A 15,826-nucleotide genomic window follows, 5' to 3' on the forward strand; every position below is an offset into this window, starting at 1 on the left:
TTCATGGGGCCTGCATAAGCCGGGGCATAGGGTCGAGGCTCACCCGCGCCCCGGAGGCGTCATGACCCGTCCCATCTTCAAAGTTGGTGTGCCGATGCTGCTCGCGCTCGCATCGGCGCCCGTGTTCGCCCAGCAACTCCAGCAGCCCACGACGCCGGCACGTCCGGCCATGCAGCCCGCAGCCGCACCGGTGACGCCTGCCGTGCCGGCGACGCCTTCGCAGCGCGGTCAGCCGCCGGGCACGATCCCGTCCACCGGTCCGGCGCCGCAGATGCGTCCGCAGCCGGCACCCCCGGTCAACCAGCCGATCGCGCCACGTGCGATGCCGACGCAGATGCGCGATGCGCAGGGCCGGATCGTGCCCGGCGCGCAGGAAGTCGCACCCGGTCGTGCACGTGATCCGGTAACCGGTCAGGAATTCCAGACCACGCCGCCCCCGCGTCCGTGAGCGGTTGCTGACAGCACATCTCTGAAAGAAGCGCGCCGCCGATGACCGGCGGCGCGCATGCGACGCTCAGTCGAGGGTCGGATAGTCCGTGTAACCGGCGTCGCCGCCGCCGTAGAACGTCGCCTGATCCGGCGTGTTGAGCGGCGCATCCTCGCGCAGACGTCGCACCAGATCCGGGTTCGCGATGAAGGGCCGTCCAAACGCCACCGCATCGGCATGACCGGATGCCACTGCGGCTTCCGCATCGGCCTTGTCGTAATCGTTGTTGACGATCCACGCACCGGTGCCACCGGCCTTGGCATACGTCGCCTTCAACGCCGCGTAGTCGAAGGGCGCATCGCCCTGCGTGTAATCGCGCTTGCCGCCGGTCGCACCTTCGATGACGTGCACGAAGGCGAGATCCAGCGGCGCCAGCACCTCGACCACATGCGCGAACAGCGGCTGCGGATCCGGATCGTGCGCATCGTTCGCCGGCGTGACCGGCGAGATCCGGATGCCGGTGCGGTCGCCGCCGATCTCCTCGACCACGGCGCGCATGACTTCGCCGAGGAACCGCGCGCGATTCTCGGTGCTGCCGCCGTAGGCATCCGTGCGCGCATTGCTGCCGCTGCGCAGGAACTGGTCGATCAGATAGCCGTTGGCCGCGTGGACTTCGACACCGTCGAAACCGGCGTCGATCGCGGCGCGCGCAGCGCGGCGGTAGTCCTCGACGATACCGGGCAACTCGTCGAGCGCCAGCGCACGCGGCGTGGACGTGTCGACGAAGGCGCCGTTGCCGTCGGCGTCGTGGATGAAGGTCTTGCTCTTGGCCGCGATCGCCGATGGCGCGACCGGCGCTTGGCCATCGGGCTGCAACGAGGTGTGCGAGATGCGACCCACATGCCAGAGCTGCACGACGATGCGGCCGCCTTCGGCATGCACGGCATCGGTGACGCGGCGCCAACCCGCGAGCTGCTCGGGCGCGTACAGCCCCGGCACATCGGCGTAGCCCTGTCCCTGATGGGTGATCGCGGTGGCTTCTGTGACCAGCAGGCCCGCGGTCGCGCGCTGCGCGTAGTAGAGCGCGGTGCGCGGTGGCGGAATCGCGTTCGGCGAACGGTTGCGGGTCAGCGGCGCCATCACGACGCGGTTGGCGAGCGACAGCGCGCCGGCGGTCAGGGGATCGAACAGAGTGGGCATCGGGCGGTTCCTGGCAGTGAACGCCCGAACTGCTGGGTCGAGCCGCGCTTTTCAAGCGTGGCGCGGGCACGCGTGGCGGGATGCTCCGTTGCGATGGTGCACGCGGCCGTCATCGAACCGTCATCACCGCAGGCCAACCGGACAGACGCTAGCGTCCATTCACCTGATGCCGAGTCCATCCCCGATGCCGCACGCGAACCGTCGTCATCCACCCAACGCATGCACGGCGACGCGGCGGTGAGCGTGCTCGACCAGATCGGCGCCGCGGTCGCACGCGAGCTGGCGCTGCCCGACGTGGACACCTCGACGACGATCGTCGTGCGCGTGCTCGTCGCCGCGGTCCTCGGCGGCATGGTGGGCTGGGAGCGCGAGCACAAGGGCCGCGCGGCGGGACTCAAGACCCACATCCTGGTGTCGATCGGCTCGGCGCTGTTCGTGCTCGCGCCGCTGCTGAGCGGTATCGAAGGCGGCGACGTGACGCGCGTGATGCAGGGCATCGTGTCCGGCATCGGGTTCCTCGGTGCCGGTGCGATCCTCAAGCTCGACAAGGGCGAACGCATCGAGGGCCTGACCACCGCGGCCGGCGTGTGGATGACCGCAGCGATCGGCATGGCCGCGGGCATGGGCCAAGAGATGGTCGCGCTCGCGACGACGGTGATGGCGCTACTCGTCGTCAGTGCGCTGCCGAAGCTGCAGCGACCGAATCCGGAATCGCCGGACCGCATGCACCCGGACGATTGATCCGTCGCGCCGTTTGGGACTGAACGGTTCCCCTGCGCATTCGGGATTTCGCGACGGCGGTTTCATCTGCGGCCCCGCACGGTGGGTGTTCGAACCCAACGCAAGCGGAGATTCCCCAGATGAGCCACAAAGACGAAATCAAGGACGGCGGCCGCGATCTCAACCGCGACCCGATCACCAAGGCGCCGGGCGCGCATCCGATCGGTGTGGGCGTGGGCGGTGCCGCCGGCGGCGCTGCAGCTGGTGCTGTGGCCGGTACGGTGTTCGGACCCGTCGGCACCCTGATCGGTGCGGCGATCGGCGTCGTCGCCGGCGCCGCCGTCGGCAAGGGGGTCGCCGAGCGCATCGATCCGACCGGCGAAACCGAGTACTGGCGTGACGCGCACCGCGAACGCGACTACGTCAAGGCCGATCACGACTACGACCGCGACTATGCACCCGCCTACGGCCTCGGTCTGCAGGCCCGCGAAGCGGAGCGCACCCGTGACTGGGGCGAGTCGGAAGCGACGCTGCAGAAGGAGTGGGAATCGGCCCGCGGCGAATCGCGTCTGGGCTGGGAGGATGCGCGTCCCGCCGTCCGCGATGCATGGGATCGCACCGACCGCACCTACGATCTGTACGAGCGCAGCGATGCCTACTACGCCGACGCGTTCGAGCGCGCGCCGTATCGCGATGCCGATGCCGACTACAGCCACTACCAGCCGGCCTATCGCTACGGCGCCTATGCGCGCACCCGTCATGCGGATCGCGCCTGGGACGACCGTCTGGCAGCCGAGCTCGAAAGCGACTGGACCAACCGTCGTGGCAATTCGCCGCTGGACTGGGATCGCGCGAAGGCCGCGGTGCAGGACGCGTACGTCTCGCACGACCATTACGCCGGTGGCAGCTATCTCCGTGACAACAGCGGCCGTGACGACACCGACCGGTTCCGCGTCGGCTGAGATTCCCGTCGTTCCAGTTCAAAAAAAGAGGGCGCGCCAGCGGCGCGCCCTTTCCTGTTCTGGCGGAGCTGGCGCTTGTGACCTGTGGGTGCGTTGTGCGCTTTGACTGCACAGCGCGAATGGGCCCCAGCGGGCGCTGGGATGACGGCCGTGAGGGGTCGTGCGACGGGGGTGCGGACTTGGCGGAGTGCTCTGTAACCGCCGCGTGCATTGAATACTCCGTCCGTCATCCCAGCGCACGCTGGGATCCATCTTGATCTTCGCGTCCTCCTACACGGAAGCTGGCCGGCCGGCACGCGCATGATGCAATGCACGCCCGCGTCGTCCTCGATCGCTGCGACGACAGAACGACATCAACCTCAGCCGTTCCCGCCCAATGCCACCACCGGCTTGAACCCGCCATAGATCATCCGCTTGCCATCGAAGGGCATCGGGTTCTTCTCGGGATCCATGCGCGGATCGCTGCCGTCCATCATCTTGACGAACGCGGCATCGCGCGTGGTCTTGTCGGGCCACTCGACCCACGAGAACACCACGGTCTCGTCGTCCTTGGCCTGCACCGCCTTGCGGAAGTCGGTGAGCGTGCCGTCGGGCACGTCGTCGGCCCAGCATTCGAGGATGCGCGTGGCGCCCAGTTCCATGAAGAACGCATCGCCGCTGGTGGCGTGGTCGATGAACTTCTGCTTGTTGGCGGTGGGGACGGCGAGGACGAAACCATCGATGTAGGACATGGCGGAACTCCTGTCGGTGCGCGGGTCGCGCGGGTGTACTGCGGCAGTCTGCTGCAGGCTTCATCGGGACGACGCGGTAGCGCCCCGGATTTCGACATCCTGCCGCCGCGCATTCAGCGAAGGCCGGGTCCGGATGCGCTCAGGGCGTGGATGGCGGGTCGAACGCGCCGAGGATCGGGCACGGGCCACGACCGCCCCGGCCGCAGCGGTGCGCCAGCGCGGCCAGCGCGTCGCGGGCCTGCTGCAGTTCGGCGATGCGGGCATCGAGGGCGGCGATGCGTTCGGTGGCCAGAGCGCGCACCCGGCTGCGATCGCGGGTCGCATCGAGCGCCAGCAGTTCGGCGATCCCGTCGAGGGTGAAACCGGCGGCCTGCGCGCTGCGGATGAAACGCAGCCGGCGCAGGTCCGTCTCGCCGTAGCGGCGGATGCCTGCGCCGCGCGACGGCGTATCCAGCAGGCCGCGGCGCTGGTAGAAGCGGATCGTCTCGACCCCCACGCCGCCTGCGTCCGCCAACGCGGAAATCGTCATCGCGTCCACGCTTGACTCCGTACCCTGGTACGGACGGTATACAGGGCGGTATCCGGCGCCGGCAAGGCGTCGAGCCGAGGAGTTTCCGATGACGACGTCCGCCTCCCGCCCGCGCGCGGTGCTCCATCGCATGGTCATGCCCGGCCATGTCTGTCCGTTCGGCCTGAAGGCGCGGCATCTGCTGCGCAGCCACGGCTACGACGTCGAAGACCACTGGCTGGAAACGCGCGAGGCCACCGATGCGTTCAAGGCCGCGCACGGCGTCAAGACCACGCCGCAGATCTTCATCGACGGCGTGCGCATCGGCGGCCACGACGACCTGCGTCGCTTCCTGGGCCTGAAGGTGCGCGATCCGAAGGCGACGACCTATCGACCGGTCGCCGCGCTGTTCGCGATGACGGCGTTGATGGCGCTCGCGCTGTCCTATGCGGTCTACGGCGACGTGCTGACGGTACGCGCGGCCGAATGGTTCGTGGGCTTGAGCATGTGCGTGCTGGCGCTGCTGAAACTGCAGGACGTGCAGACCTTCTCCAGCATGTTCCTCAACTACGACCTGCTGGCGAAGCGCTGGGTGCCATACGCGACGCTGTACCCCTTCGCCGAAGGACTCGCCGGCGTATTGATGGTGGCCGGCGCGCTGACCTGGTTCTCCGCGCCGCTGGCGCTGGTGATCGGCGGCATCGGTGCGGTCTCGGTGTTCGAGGCGGTCTACATCGAGAAGCGCACGCTCAAATGCGCCTGCGTCGGGGGCGGCAGCAACGTGCCGCTGGGCTTCGTGTCGCTGACCGAGAACCTGATGATGGTCGCGATGGCGGTCTGGATGCTGATCGCGCCACTGCTGTGGCCGGGCCTGCACGCGGCGATGTGAGGCGCGCGCAGGCGCGTCGCATCACTTCACTTCGAACTCGCCGACGAACACCGTCTCGCGCGCGTCCGACAACCGCAGCGTGATGCGCTGGTCCGCCTGCGTCGCGGTGCCGAAGCCGGTGCTCAGCCACAGCTGCAGCGTGGTCGCGCCGGTGACCAGTTGCTGGCGCTGGCCGAAGAAGTTCGCTTCCACACGGTAGGTGCCCGGCTTGGCATCGCGCAGCGCGAATTCCTCGGGGCCGTAGCCGCGGGTGAAATCCGGTGACATGCGCGCGCCCTGACGGGTCAGGCGATTGCCGTAGTAGGCCTTCTCGCCGTCGGGATCGGTGACCCACAGATCCATGTCGCTGTCGTCACTGTCCCAGCTCAGCACCGCGCGCAGGTCCAGCGGCAGGTTGCGCAGCAGGCGCGGATCGATGGCCGAGGTGTCGAGCGGCGCAGGCGCGGTCGCGACCAGCGCATTGAGTTCGGCCAGCGCGGTCAGTTCGATCTCGGCGAAGCGGCCGCTCCAGTCGCCGTCGACGACCTCGGCCAGCAGATCGATCGCGCGCTGGCGGTTTCCGGTTGCCGCCTGTGCGAGTGCGAGATCGCGCAGGCTCTGTGGCTCTTCCGGCCGCATCGCCAGCACGCGTTCGAGCACCGGCACGGCGAGGTCGTCGCGCTTCATGTCGCGCAGTCGGTAGGCCAGCACGCGCAGCACATGCGGGTTGTCGAGATCCAGTTCCGCGAGGTTGGACAGCACGCGCAGGGCGAGGGCGGTCTCGCCGCGACGCTGCAGCACGTCCGCCGCGTCCAGATAGAACGCGGTGCCCTGGACCTCGGCGTCGCGTGCATCGAGATAGCGCGCGTAGACCTCGCCATCGGGCGCCTCGCGCAGACGGCGGGCAAGCGGCGCGTCGGACTGCCAGGGGTTGAGGCGGATCGTCGCGGTCGACGGCGACGCAGCGACGGACGCATCCGCCGGCGCACGCGCACCGAGTGCGAGCGGCGCCGGCGCGGATCGCATCGCCATCGGCGCCGCGGCGGCTTCGGCCATCATCATCATCGGCGCGGCGGCAGGGGCGGGTGCGGGCGGTGGCGGTGGCGGTGGCATCGGCAGCACGCGGCTGGACGCCTGCACATCCTGCGCTGCGGCGATCTGCGGCGGCGCATCCTTCGGAAAGACGCGTTCCCACCACGCGATCCGCTCGGCCCAGCCGCGCGCGACGGCATCGCGTCGTGTCTGCCGGTCGCGCGCCTGCGTGGCCGCGGTCTGCAGGCGTGCAGCGGCCACCGCTTCGCCGATGGCCGCCGGCGCCGCGATGTCGAAGCGCACGTAATCCTCGATGCGTTCGAGCACCAGCAGGGACGTGCCCGGCGTCACCAGTCCGAAGCGCTGCCCGAGTGCGGCGATGCGCTGGCGGTTGCGTTCGGGTTCTGCCTGCAGTGCTGCGAGCTGGAAACGCGCCCACTGCAATGCCGCGAGTTCGCCCTGGGGCGTGCGCGCGGCATCGATCGACAGCGGGATGCGCTGCGTGCGGCCGCCGTTGCGCACCTCCAGGGTCAGATCGGCGCGCGATGCATCGAGGCGCCCCGCGATGCGCACGACGCCGGGCATCGCCACGTTCGATTCGGCGACGAGCTCACGCGCGCCGATGCCGTCGATGGCGACGAGCGCCGGCGCGTCGTGCAGCAGTGCGCGCGTCGCCGCGGGCAGTGCGCCGGCATCGCGCAGATCGATCGCGCGCCCGTGGCGCGCCTGTGCCAGCGCCGCCAGCCGTGCGGCGTCGCCGTTCGCGGATTGCACGGTGTACAGACGCTGGCCTTCGGCGAACGCGGGAAACGCATCGGCACCGTGGTTGAACAGGCCGTCGCCGAACAGCAGGAACTCGGGCGTGTCCGCATCAGGGGTCCAGCCGCCGGCTGCGGTGGCGCCGTCGTACACCGTCGACTCCAGTTCCCGGCGCAGCGCCCGCCAGTCGCCATCGCGCACCTGGAACCGCTGCGGCGCGTGCGCGACATCGCGCAGGCGCAACAGCTCGACCTCGATGTCGCCGGCCGCGCGGAAGTACGCATCCAGCAGCGCGAACTCCAGTGCGTGCGCACGCGTGCGGCCCGACATCGAACTGTCCCACAGCAGCGCGACGCGACGCGGCAGGGCGCGCGGTGCATCGGGCGCGTCCACCGGCACCTCGGCCACGAACCACGTCGCGCCGTCGCGGCGCTGCAGCTGCACGGCAGGTCGGCGTTCGTAGGGCACCCGCAGCGTCGCGATCCCGGCGTCCGGGATGTCCGCTGCGCGCAGCGTGGCGCGATATTCCGCGCCGGCCCGCGTCAGTGTGGCTGCGTCGACGAGGCCGGACAGCGCCGGTCGACCGGACGTCGCCAGCGTCAGCTCGATGTGGTCGATCTGGCGCGCGAATGCGAGCGGCAGCGTCACCGCGTCCACGCGCCCGTCGCGCTGCAGCGGTGCCAGCAGCACCAGCCGCACCTGGCGGGTGCCGCCGGGGGCGAACGGATAGACGCGCAGCCGGAACGCGTCACCCGCGGTCTGTTCGAGCAGGCCCGGATCGACCCCCTCGCGGACGATGGTCTCGAAGACCTCGCGGCCGCGATCCTTCGGGACCGGCACCGCGTCGCGCATCGTGCCGTCGATGTCCAGCGCGAAGCCGACGATCTGCTGGCCCGGCGCGAGCGGGAACTGCAGATTGCCTTCGAGCACGCGGCCGGTGGGATTGCGGAGCGTGAGGTCGATCGTCGTGCGCGCGACGCCGGCACCTGTCTCCACGCGCATCGACGCGGATTCGAGCCGCACCGGCGATTCGCCGGCATCGGCGACCAGCAATGGTGGTGCGACGAGGTCGGGCATGCGCTGCGCCGTGGTCATCGTCGGCAGCAGTACGGTCAGGCAGAGCAGGGCACAGAGGCCGAAGCGGAGACGGGACATGGCGACATCCTTGGGCAGTACTGTCGTCAACGCACGTCGATTGCAAACGGGGTTGCGGCTGACGCGCACCGGCCTTCACGTGCCCATTCAGATTGATCGGCGAGGATCGCGGCCTTCGAGAATCACCGGAGCATCTCCATGAGCGCACAGGGTTCGGCTGGCAACGTCATCGCCGCGATCTGCAGTTTCTTCGTCCCCGGACTCGGCCAACTGGTACAGGGCCGCATCCTGTCGGCCATCCTCTGGTTCGCCGCGGCGTGCATCGCGTTCGTGATCACCTGGCTGCTCACGGTGTCGCTGCTGCCGTTCGGCTGGTTCGTGGTCAGCATCTTCGCCTGCATCAACGCCGCGGTGTATCGCCGCTGAGACAGGACGGGCCGGCAGTGCCGGCCCGTGTCTGCATGTGAACCCGGCGGGCCTTACTTCGGCTCGCCGTTCTCCACGCCGGTATCGCTGCGGACATCGTCCGCAAACGAGCGACCCGTTGCATCGCGATCGCCCAGCTGATCGTCGAGTTCCACATCCAGCAGATCGGCCTGGTCGTCGAGCCCGATGTTGTCGATCGCGGACTGAGAGCGCGGATCGCGCAGCGGCGGACCGTCGGTGTCCGGCAGATCGTCGTGATCGCGCAGTGTCTTTTCGTCCGCGGGGGCAGCCGGACGCGTCGGGTTGGACGTGCTCATGTGAGTCTCCTCGGGTGGAGCTGCAGCCTGCGCGCGCGAATGTCATGCCGCCGGCAAGCGGATGTAAACCCTTCGCAACGACCGGTGCTCCCGACGCGCGGCTATAGTGCTGCGGACGGCTGCCGGACGCGGCCGATGTCGGGGAGGCGAGGTGGACGACGCGCAGGCGAAGGGACAGCGGATTCTCCGCATGGCGACGATCGCGGGATTCGCGCTCGCCGGTGCACTGCTGGCGGCGTGCGTGTCGTGGCAGGTCGTGATCCACATCGCCGAGCAGCGCCTCGGGGGCTACGCGACGATGCTGCTGGAGCGCGCACGGGAACTCGACGACGAGTCGCGCCAGACACTCGACACCTTCAACCGCCAGCCGCAGGCGCGCTGCACGGATCGCGAATTCGAGCAGATGCGCGAAGCGGTGTATCGCACCTACTTCGTCAAGGACATCGGTCGCGTCGAGAACGGGCAGCTGCGCTGCACGGCGAGTCTGTTCCGCCTGCCCGTACCGACTGCCGTCGAACGGCCGCAACTGGTGACCCGCGACGGTCTGCAGGTCGCGACGATGGAACTGCAGCTGCTCGCGAGCGGCAGTCGCGCGCCGGTGCTGGCGCTGGGCGACACCCGGGTGATCCTCGATCCGCTGGCGTTCCGGCTTCGACCCGCGCCGGACATCGGTTTCACGATTGGCTACGTCGACGACGGCGACCGCTTCCTGCCGCTGTACGGCGCCGCCACGCCACTCGACGCGAGCATGCTGCGCGCCGGGCGGCCGCTCGATCGCGACGGCGTGCTCGTCTATCCGATGTGCGCGCCCGAGCACGCCGTCTGCGTCGCCAGCACGCAGTCGAAGGCTGCGCTGTCCGACAGCCAGTGGCCGCTGCTGCTGGTGTGCACGGTGCTCGGTGCGGGCGCAGGCGCCGCGGTCGGACTGGCGCTGCTGCTGGCGCATCTGCGCCGGCATTCGCTCGAAGGCCGTCTGCTGCGCGCGATCGATCAGGACGCACTCGACGTCGAGTACCAGCCGGTCGTGCGGATCTCCGATGGCGCCCTGGTCGGCGCCGAAGCGCTGGTGCGCTGGCGCGACCACGACGGCCGCATGGTCTCGCCGGTGCGCTTCATCCCGATCGCCGAGGAGAACGGCAGCATCGGCCGCATCACCCAGCTCGTACTGCGCCGCGTGGCCGCCGATTTCGGCGGCGTGCTGGCCGCACCGGGCGAATTCCGCATCAACGTCAACATCTCGGCCGCGGATCTCGACAACAGCCGCTTCCACGCCGGCATGGCGCAGATACTCGACTCCGTCGGCATCGCACGCGACCGCATCGGCATCGAACTCACTGAACACTCCACCACCGCCCGCGACATCGCCGTGTCGGGCACGAAGCGACTGCGCGAACTCGGTCACCACGTCTACATCGACGACTTCGGCACAGGCTATTCCAGCCTCGCGTATCTGGCCGAACTCGACGTGCACGCACTGAAGATCGACCGCTCGTTCACCCGCACCATCGGTACCGATGCGGTGAAGGTCAGCCTGGTCCCGCAGATCATCGACCTCGCCCGTACGCTCGGCCTGCAGGTGGTCATCGAAGGTGTCGAAACCGAAGCCCAGCGCGACTGGCTGCGCGCGGTCGATTACCCGCTGTACGCACAGGGCTGGCTGTTCGGCCGGCCGATGGCGGCGGCGGAGTTGCGTGCGCTATTGGACGCACAACGCTGAGAACGCTCAGGCAGCGCGATTGCGCTCGAACGCGCGGCGTGCGCGCGGGGCCACCAGATCGTCGCTGGCGCGCCAGGCGGCCTGGACTTCGGCGCGCACGTCGTGCCAGGCGCGGAGGCGGCCGTCGAATTCCCACATGCGGCGCAGCACGGGCTCGATGTCTTCCCACGGACGTTCGGGATAGGACGCGCGGCCGTTGCGGCCGAGCGAGATCACGAGGGTGCGGTCCGAGTCGTGCTTCATGCGGAGGTACTGCCGGTTGGGAGCGCGCAGGCTACGGTCCGCTTCGTCTCGTTTCCGTGAACCCGACAGTCGATTTCGATGACAACGCACGTGCGTTCAGCGACGGCTGCGGCGTGTCGCGGACGCGCGAAATCCGCGAGGGATTTCGACTGCGCGGACGCGCGCAGTCATGCAACCGCGTTGCTGCATTGCAACTCAGAACAGCGGCTTGATGACATGGATGGTGCCCCACAGAGAGACCACCCAGATCGCGCTGCGCAGGTACGGGACGCCGATGGCATACACCGGCAGATAGGCAACGCGCGCCCAGACATAGACCTGCGCGCCGAGTGCGGTGCCGGCATCGGCGCGGCCCGCGAAGACGACCGCCAGCACTGCGGCGGCGAACAGCGGAAATGTTTCGAGGAAGTTGCGACTGGCGGCCGCGGTACGCACCGCGGCGCCGGTCAACGGCGGGATGTCCGCGCCATCCCGATTGCTGGCGTTCCAGCGCACGCCGCGCTGCGCCGTCGCGAACGCGGCGGCCACGCCGATGTGGACGAGGCCGAGGACGATCGCCCAGCCGAGCATCTGCAGTTCGATCGTCATCGTCCGGTCTCCTTGCGTGGTGTCAGCCGGCGACCGCCTTCGCGATCGCCTCGTTGAACGCAGGAATGTCGTCCGGCTTGCGGCTGGTGATGAGGTTGCCGTCGACGACGACTTCCGAATCTTCCCAGTGTGCGCCGGCGTTGACGAGGTCGGTCTTCACCGATGGCCACGAGGTGACCTTGCGGCCCTTCGCCAGGCCGCTTTCGACCAGCAGCCACGGGCCGTGGCAGATCGCCGCGACCGGCTTGCCGGCATCGCCGAACGCGCGCACGAAGGCCACCGCGTCCTTGTCGGCACGCAGCACGTCGGGGTTCATCTGGCCGCCGGGCAGCACCAGGGCGTCGTAGCTGCCGGGGTCGGCTTTGGACAGCGCGACGTCGACATCGACGCTGCGGCCCCAGTCCTTCTTGTCCCAGCCCTTGATGGAGCCGGCGTCGCCGGGCGAGACGACGTCGACATGCGCGCCGGCGTCCTTGAGCGCCTGAAGCGGCTTTTCGAGCTCGGACTGTTCGAAACCGTCGGTGGCGAGGATGGCGATCTTCTTGCCGTCGAGATTCTGCATCGGGATATCTCCGGGGAGTGGAGCGGCCGATGCTGGGCGACGCGAAGTCCCCCGGCCGTGAAGCAGGCGTTTGCCGCGTGTGCGCCTGCAGTCTCGCCCGGTGAGACGCGCGGCGGCCACGCTTGCGCCCCGTCATCGAACGCGCCGGAGCAGGCAGTGAACGCGATCCTCAAACCTGTCCAGGCACTGGCGACCACAGGCGACGCCGTCTCCGGCAGCGCACTGGCGACGAAGCTGGCGGCGAAGTATCCCGGCCGCGTGACCGGTACCTTGCTGCTGCCGGGACAGGCCGGCGACTACGCGCCCTTGCCCGACGATGTGCCCGAAGCCCTTGCGCGCGCGCTGCGCAGCCGAGGCATCGACCGGCTGTATCGTCATCAGGCGGAAGCCTGGACCGCCACGCAGGCGGGCCGCCATCTCGTCGTGGCCACGCCGACCGCCTCGGGCAAATCGCTGTGCTACACGCTGCCGGTGCTGTCGGCGGCGATCACCGCGCGCAGCAAGGCGCTGTACCTGTTCCCGACCAAGGCGCTGGCGCAGGACCAGGTAGCGGAACTTCTGGAGATCAACGCGGCCGGCGAACTCGGCCTGCGCGCAGCGACCTTCGACGGCGACACACCCGGCGATGCGCGCCAGGCGATCCGCATCAACGGCGACATCGTGGTCAGCAATCCGGACATGCTGCACCAGGCGATCCTGCCGCATCACACGAAGTGGGCGCAGTTCTTCGAGAACCTGCGCTATGTGGTGATCGACGAGATCCATACCTATCGCGGCGTGTTCGGCTCGCACGTCGCCAACGTGATCCGCCGGCTCAAGCGCGTCTGCGCGTTCTATGGCGTGACCCCGCAGTTCATCCTGTGCTCGGCAACGATCGGCAATGCGCGCGAGCACGGCCGCGCGCTGGTGGAAGTGGACGACGCCGCGCTGGAATCGATCCTCGAATCGGGCGCGCCGCGCGGCGACAAGCATGTGCTGCTGTGGAATCCCCCGGTGATCAATCCCGATCTCGGACTGCGCGCATCGGCGCGTTCGCAGTCCAACCGCATTGCGCGCATGGCGATCCGCGCGGGGCTCAAGACGCTGGTGTTCTGCCAGACACGGCTGATGGTCGAGGTGCTGACCAAGTACCTCAAGGAAGTGTTCGACCACGACCCGCGCAAGCCCAAGCGCATCCGCGCCTACCGTGGCGGCTATCTACCGACCGAGCGCCGCGCGGCCGAGCGCGAGATGCGCGCGGGTCACATCGACGGCATCGTCAGTACCTCGGCGCTGGAACTCGGCGTCGACATCGGCAGTCTCGATGTCGTGGTGCTCAACGGCTATCCGGGCAGCATTTCGGCGACGTGGCAGCGCTTCGGCCGCGCCGGTCGCCGTCAGCAGCCGTCGGTCGGCGTGCTGGTCGCGAGTTCCGAGCCGATGGACCAGTACGTGGTGCGGCATCCGGAGTTCTTCGCCGATGCCAATCCCGAGCACGCGCGCATCGAGCCCGACCAGCCGCTGATCCTGCTCGACCACATCCGCTGCGCCGCGTTCGAGCTGCCCTTCATCGACGGCGACATGTTCGGTCCGGTCGCGCCGCTGCCGTGGCTCGAAGTGCTGGCCGAATCCGGCGTGCTGCACCACGAGGGCGATCGCTGGGAGTGGATCGCCGACAGCTATCCGGCGCAGGCGGTGAACCTGCGTTCGGTCGCCGATGGCAACTTCGTCGTCGTCGACCGCACCGATGGCCGCCAGACGATCATCGCCGAGGTCGACTACTCGGCCGCCGCGCTCACGCTGTACGAAGGCGCGATCCACATGATCCAGTCCGAGCCCTTCCAGGTCGAACGGCTCGACTGGGAAGGCCGCAAAGCCTATGTCACGCGGACGAACGTGGACTACTACACCGATGCGATCGACTACACGAAGCTGAAAGTTCTGGACGACGAGGAGCAGGCCGACGCGGGGCAGGGCAGTGCGCACCTCGGCGAGGTGCACGTGGTACGGCGCGTGTCGGGCTACAAGAAGATCCGCTTCCACACCCACGAGAACATCGGTTACGGACCGGTCAACCTGCCCGACCAAGAGTTGCATACGAGTGCAGTGTGGTGGCAGCTGCCGCAGCAGGCACTGGATCGTGCGTTCGATGCACGCCACGAAGCGCTGGATGGCTTCCTCGGTGCGTCGTATGCAATGCATCTGGTCGCGCAGGTCGCGGTGATGGCCGAGAGCCGCGATCTGCAGAAGGCGGTGGGCAGTGGTGATGGCACCTGGTTCGCGACCGCCGACCAGCGCGGCCGCGGGCAACTGCGCGATGGCGACGGCGCGGCGCTGGACTTAGAAGGCATCGGCCGGTTCACGCCGACGCTGTATCTCTACGACAACTATCCGGGCGGTGTGGGTCTGTCGTCGCCGCTGTACGAGCGGCGCGACGAACTGCTCGCCCAGGCGGCCGTCCTGATCGGCAGTTGCAGTTGCCGCGCCGGCTGTCCGGCCTGTGTCGGTCCGATCCTCGCGTCCGAAGAAGATGCCGAACGTACGCCGCGCCAGCTGGCGGCGCGGGTGATCGAACTGCTCGTCGAAACGCCACAGCTGCCGGCATGAGTGCACTCGCCAAACGCCTCGGCCTGCTGCGCAGCCAGGCCGGCACCGCATTGCCGTCGGTGACCCCGACGCCACCGATGCCGACTACCGCGCCGCGCGCGCAGTGGCCGCGCGCCGACGGTGCGCGCTCGCCGGAAGAGGTCGTCGCGCAGCTGCGCAAGCTGATGAAGCTGCGCATACCGACGCCGGCCGCGCGCCCGACAGGACCGATCGATCGCGCGCTGCCCGGCGAGGAGATCGCGCCCGGCCTGCGTTATCTCGAACAGACCGCACCGTGGCCACGTGAGGACGCCGAACTCGCGCTCTACGACATCCGCCACGAGCCGGCACAACGATCGGATCTGCTGGCCTTCGACACCGAGACCACCGGACTCGCCGGCGGTACAGGCACGCGTGCCTTCATGATCGGCGCCGCCGATTTCATCGATGGACGCATGCGCATCCGCCAGCTGTGCATCACCACGCTGGGCGCCGAGCGCGAGATGCTCAAGACGTTCTCGAAATGGCTGCGGCCGTCGACGGTGCTGGTCAGCTACAACGGCCGCAGCTACGACCGCCCGCTGCTGACCACGCGCTATCGCCTCGCGCGGCTGCGTGATCCGCTGATCGAGCTGCGTCATGTCGATCTGCTGCATCCGGTGCGGCGTCGCTATCGCGGCGTGTGGGTGAACTGCAAGCTGGCGACGGTCGAGCGCGAACTGCTCGGCGTGCTGCGCGAGGACGATCTGCCCGGCAGCGAAGCGCCTGCGGCGTGGCTGGACTATCTGCGCGGTGGCAGCGCGGACAAGCTGCGGCGTGTGGGCCTGCACAACGCGCAGGACCTGCGCAGCCTGTTCGGCGTGCTGGAAGCGATGTGCGACGAGGCGGTCATCGATTCGGTGGTGGTGCCCGACGATGTGGACCTCGCGATCGCGGAGAGCGGCTTCGACTGAGCCTGATGCATGCGTGTCGCGCAGCGACACCAAGTCGCATGCAGACAGTCCGTCGCATCGCGTTCACATCACCTGAATCGCGACGATGTTTGAATCGGGCGGCCCAGCAGTTCCGAATCGCCATCCACCGGCGAGCAGTCCGCGCCACTCTGG

16 protein-coding genes are annotated in these 15,826 nt (G+C 68.8%); 8 read left to right on the top strand and 8 right to left on the bottom strand.

Features of this window, described 5'->3' with window-relative positions:
* Nucleotides 1-61: 61 nt before the first annotated feature.
* Nucleotides 62-448, top strand: a complete 387-nt coding sequence (locus V3391_RS00535; RefSeq protein ID WP_332076468.1) for a hypothetical protein — start codon at nt 62-64, stop codon at nt 446-448.
* A 66-nt stretch (nt 449-514) separates the two neighbouring features.
* Here V3391_RS00535 and V3391_RS00540 read toward each other — a convergent pair whose 3' ends face one another.
* Nucleotides 515-1,627, bottom strand: a complete 1,113-nt coding sequence (locus V3391_RS00540; protein ID WP_332076469.1) for an alkene reductase — start codon at nt 1,625-1,627, stop codon at nt 515-517.
* A gap of 219 nt (nt 1,628-1,846) precedes the next feature.
* Between V3391_RS00540 and V3391_RS00545 the strand changes: the two genes are divergently transcribed.
* Complete coding sequence (locus V3391_RS00545) at nt 1,847-2,368, top strand: MgtC/SapB family protein (RefSeq protein WP_332076470.1); 522 nt, start codon at nt 1,847-1,849, stop codon at nt 2,366-2,368.
* 119 nt (nt 2,369-2,487) lie between these two features.
* A complete protein-coding gene (locus V3391_RS00550; protein WP_332076471.1) occupies nt 2,488-3,309 on the top strand; it encodes a hypothetical protein in 822 nt (273 codons plus the stop codon).
* 359 nt (nt 3,310-3,668) lie between these two features.
* Here V3391_RS00550 and V3391_RS00555 read toward each other — a convergent pair whose 3' ends face one another.
* Nucleotides 3,669-4,040 carry a DUF1428 domain-containing protein gene (locus tag V3391_RS00555; protein ID WP_332076472.1) on the bottom strand — a complete coding sequence of 124 codons (372 nt, stop codon included), beginning with the start codon at nt 4,038-4,040 and terminating at the stop codon, nt 3,669-3,671.
* A gap of 139 nt (nt 4,041-4,179) precedes the next feature.
* Nucleotides 4,180-4,569, bottom strand: coding sequence for a MerR family transcriptional regulator (locus tag V3391_RS00560; protein WP_332077678.1), 390 nt, complete (start codon nt 4,567-4,569; stop codon nt 4,180-4,182).
* A gap of 88 nt (nt 4,570-4,657) precedes the next feature.
* Between V3391_RS00560 and V3391_RS00565 the strand changes: the two genes are divergently transcribed.
* On the top strand, nt 4,658-5,437 hold the full coding sequence (locus tag V3391_RS00565; protein WP_332076473.1) for a MauE/DoxX family redox-associated membrane protein: 780 nt from the start codon (nt 4,658-4,660) through the stop codon (nt 5,435-5,437).
* A gap of 21 nt (nt 5,438-5,458) precedes the next feature.
* Here V3391_RS00565 and V3391_RS00570 read toward each other — a convergent pair whose 3' ends face one another.
* Nucleotides 5,459-8,362: a VIT domain-containing protein gene (locus tag V3391_RS00570; protein ID WP_332076474.1), complete on the bottom strand. Its 2,904-nt coding sequence runs from the start codon at nt 8,360-8,362 to the stop codon at nt 5,459-5,461.
* 138 nt (nt 8,363-8,500) lie between these two features.
* Here V3391_RS00570 and V3391_RS00575 point away from each other — a divergent pair, with 138 nt between their 5' ends.
* Entirely contained in the window at nt 8,501-8,728 is a 228-nt protein-coding gene (locus tag V3391_RS00575) for a hypothetical protein (protein WP_232148123.1), read from the top strand.
* A 53-nt stretch (nt 8,729-8,781) separates the two neighbouring features.
* Here the strand turns inward: V3391_RS00575 and V3391_RS00580 are convergent, their stop codons facing one another.
* Nucleotides 8,782-9,045, bottom strand: coding sequence for a hypothetical protein (locus V3391_RS00580; protein WP_332076477.1), 264 nt, complete (start codon nt 9,043-9,045; stop codon nt 8,782-8,784).
* Nucleotides 9,046-9,235: 190 nt separating this feature from the next.
* Here V3391_RS00580 and V3391_RS00585 point away from each other — a divergent pair, with 190 nt between their 5' ends.
* On the top strand, nt 9,236-10,762 hold the full coding sequence (locus tag V3391_RS00585) for an EAL domain-containing protein (protein WP_332076479.1): 1,527 nt from the start codon (nt 9,236-9,238) through the stop codon (nt 10,760-10,762).
* Between the two features lie 6 nt (nt 10,763-10,768).
* Here the strand turns inward: V3391_RS00585 and V3391_RS00590 are convergent, their stop codons facing one another.
* The 3 genes from V3391_RS00590 to V3391_RS00600 form a co-directional block, all read right to left on the bottom strand.
* Complete coding sequence (locus V3391_RS00590) at nt 10,769-11,005, bottom strand: hypothetical protein (protein WP_332076480.1); 237 nt, start codon at nt 11,003-11,005, stop codon at nt 10,769-10,771.
* Nucleotides 11,006-11,200: 195 nt separating this feature from the next.
* Complete coding sequence (locus tag V3391_RS00595) at nt 11,201-11,593, bottom strand: MAPEG family protein (RefSeq protein WP_332076481.1); 393 nt, start codon at nt 11,591-11,593, stop codon at nt 11,201-11,203.
* Between the two features lie 22 nt (nt 11,594-11,615).
* Entirely contained in the window at nt 11,616-12,155 is a 540-nt protein-coding gene (locus V3391_RS00600) for a type 1 glutamine amidotransferase domain-containing protein (RefSeq protein ID WP_332076482.1), read from the bottom strand.
* 156 nt (nt 12,156-12,311) lie between these two features.
* On the opposite strand from V3391_RS00600, the gene V3391_RS00605 reads away from it, so the two are divergent.
* Nucleotides 12,312-14,741, top strand: a complete 2,430-nt coding sequence (locus V3391_RS00605) for a DEAD/DEAH box helicase (protein ID WP_425497179.1) — start codon at nt 12,312-12,314, stop codon at nt 14,739-14,741.
* On the top strand, nt 14,738-15,673 hold the full coding sequence (locus V3391_RS00610; RefSeq protein WP_332076484.1) for a ribonuclease H-like domain-containing protein: 936 nt from the start codon (nt 14,738-14,740) through the stop codon (nt 15,671-15,673). Before V3391_RS00605 ends, V3391_RS00610 begins: the two co-directional genes overlap by 4 nt.
* The last annotated feature ends 153 nt before the right edge of the window (nt 15,674-15,826 follow it).

This window comes from Luteimonas flava, assembly GCF_036584485.1.
GTDB lineage: Bacteria > Pseudomonadota > Gammaproteobacteria > Xanthomonadales > Xanthomonadaceae > Luteimonas > Luteimonas flava.

What these genes read in the sequence shown, in the direction of transcription:
- V3391_RS00535 (WP_332076468.1), top strand. Translation starts at nt 62, where the DNA reads ATGACCCGTCCCATCTTCAAAGTTGGTGTGCCGATGCTGCTCGCGCTC.
- V3391_RS00540 (WP_332076469.1), bottom strand. Translation starts at nt 1,627, where the DNA reads ATGCCCACTCTGTTCGATCCCCTGACCGCCGGCGCGCTGTCGCTCGCC.
- V3391_RS00545 (WP_332076470.1), top strand. Translation starts at nt 1,847, where the DNA reads ATGCACGGCGACGCGGCGGTGAGCGTGCTCGACCAGATCGGCGCCGCG.
- V3391_RS00550 (WP_332076471.1), top strand. Translation starts at nt 2,488, where the DNA reads ATGAGCCACAAAGACGAAATCAAGGACGGCGGCCGCGATCTCAACCGC.
- V3391_RS00555 (WP_332076472.1), bottom strand. Translation starts at nt 4,040, where the DNA reads ATGTCCTACATCGATGGTTTCGTCCTCGCCGTCCCCACCGCCAACAAG.
- V3391_RS00560 (WP_332077678.1), bottom strand. Translation starts at nt 4,569, where the DNA reads ATGACGATTTCCGCGTTGGCGGACGCAGGCGGCGTGGGGGTCGAGACG.
- V3391_RS00565 (WP_332076473.1), top strand. Translation starts at nt 4,658, where the DNA reads ATGACGACGTCCGCCTCCCGCCCGCGCGCGGTGCTCCATCGCATGGTC.
- V3391_RS00570 (WP_332076474.1), bottom strand. Translation starts at nt 8,362, where the DNA reads ATGTCCCGTCTCCGCTTCGGCCTCTGTGCCCTGCTCTGCCTGACCGTA.
- V3391_RS00575 (WP_232148123.1), top strand. Translation starts at nt 8,501, where the DNA reads ATGAGCGCACAGGGTTCGGCTGGCAACGTCATCGCCGCGATCTGCAGT.
- V3391_RS00580 (WP_332076477.1), bottom strand. Translation starts at nt 9,045, where the DNA reads ATGAGCACGTCCAACCCGACGCGTCCGGCTGCCCCCGCGGACGAAAAG.
- V3391_RS00585 (WP_332076479.1), top strand. Translation starts at nt 9,236, where the DNA reads ATGGCGACGATCGCGGGATTCGCGCTCGCCGGTGCACTGCTGGCGGCG.
- V3391_RS00590 (WP_332076480.1), bottom strand. Translation starts at nt 11,005, where the DNA reads ATGAAGCACGACTCGGACCGCACCCTCGTGATCTCGCTCGGCCGCAAC.
- V3391_RS00595 (WP_332076481.1), bottom strand. Translation starts at nt 11,593, where the DNA reads ATGACGATCGAACTGCAGATGCTCGGCTGGGCGATCGTCCTCGGCCTC.
- V3391_RS00600 (WP_332076482.1), bottom strand. Translation starts at nt 12,155, where the DNA reads ATGCAGAATCTCGACGGCAAGAAGATCGCCATCCTCGCCACCGACGGT.
- V3391_RS00610 (WP_332076484.1), top strand. Translation starts at nt 14,738, where the DNA reads ATGAGTGCACTCGCCAAACGCCTCGGCCTGCTGCGCAGCCAGGCCGGC.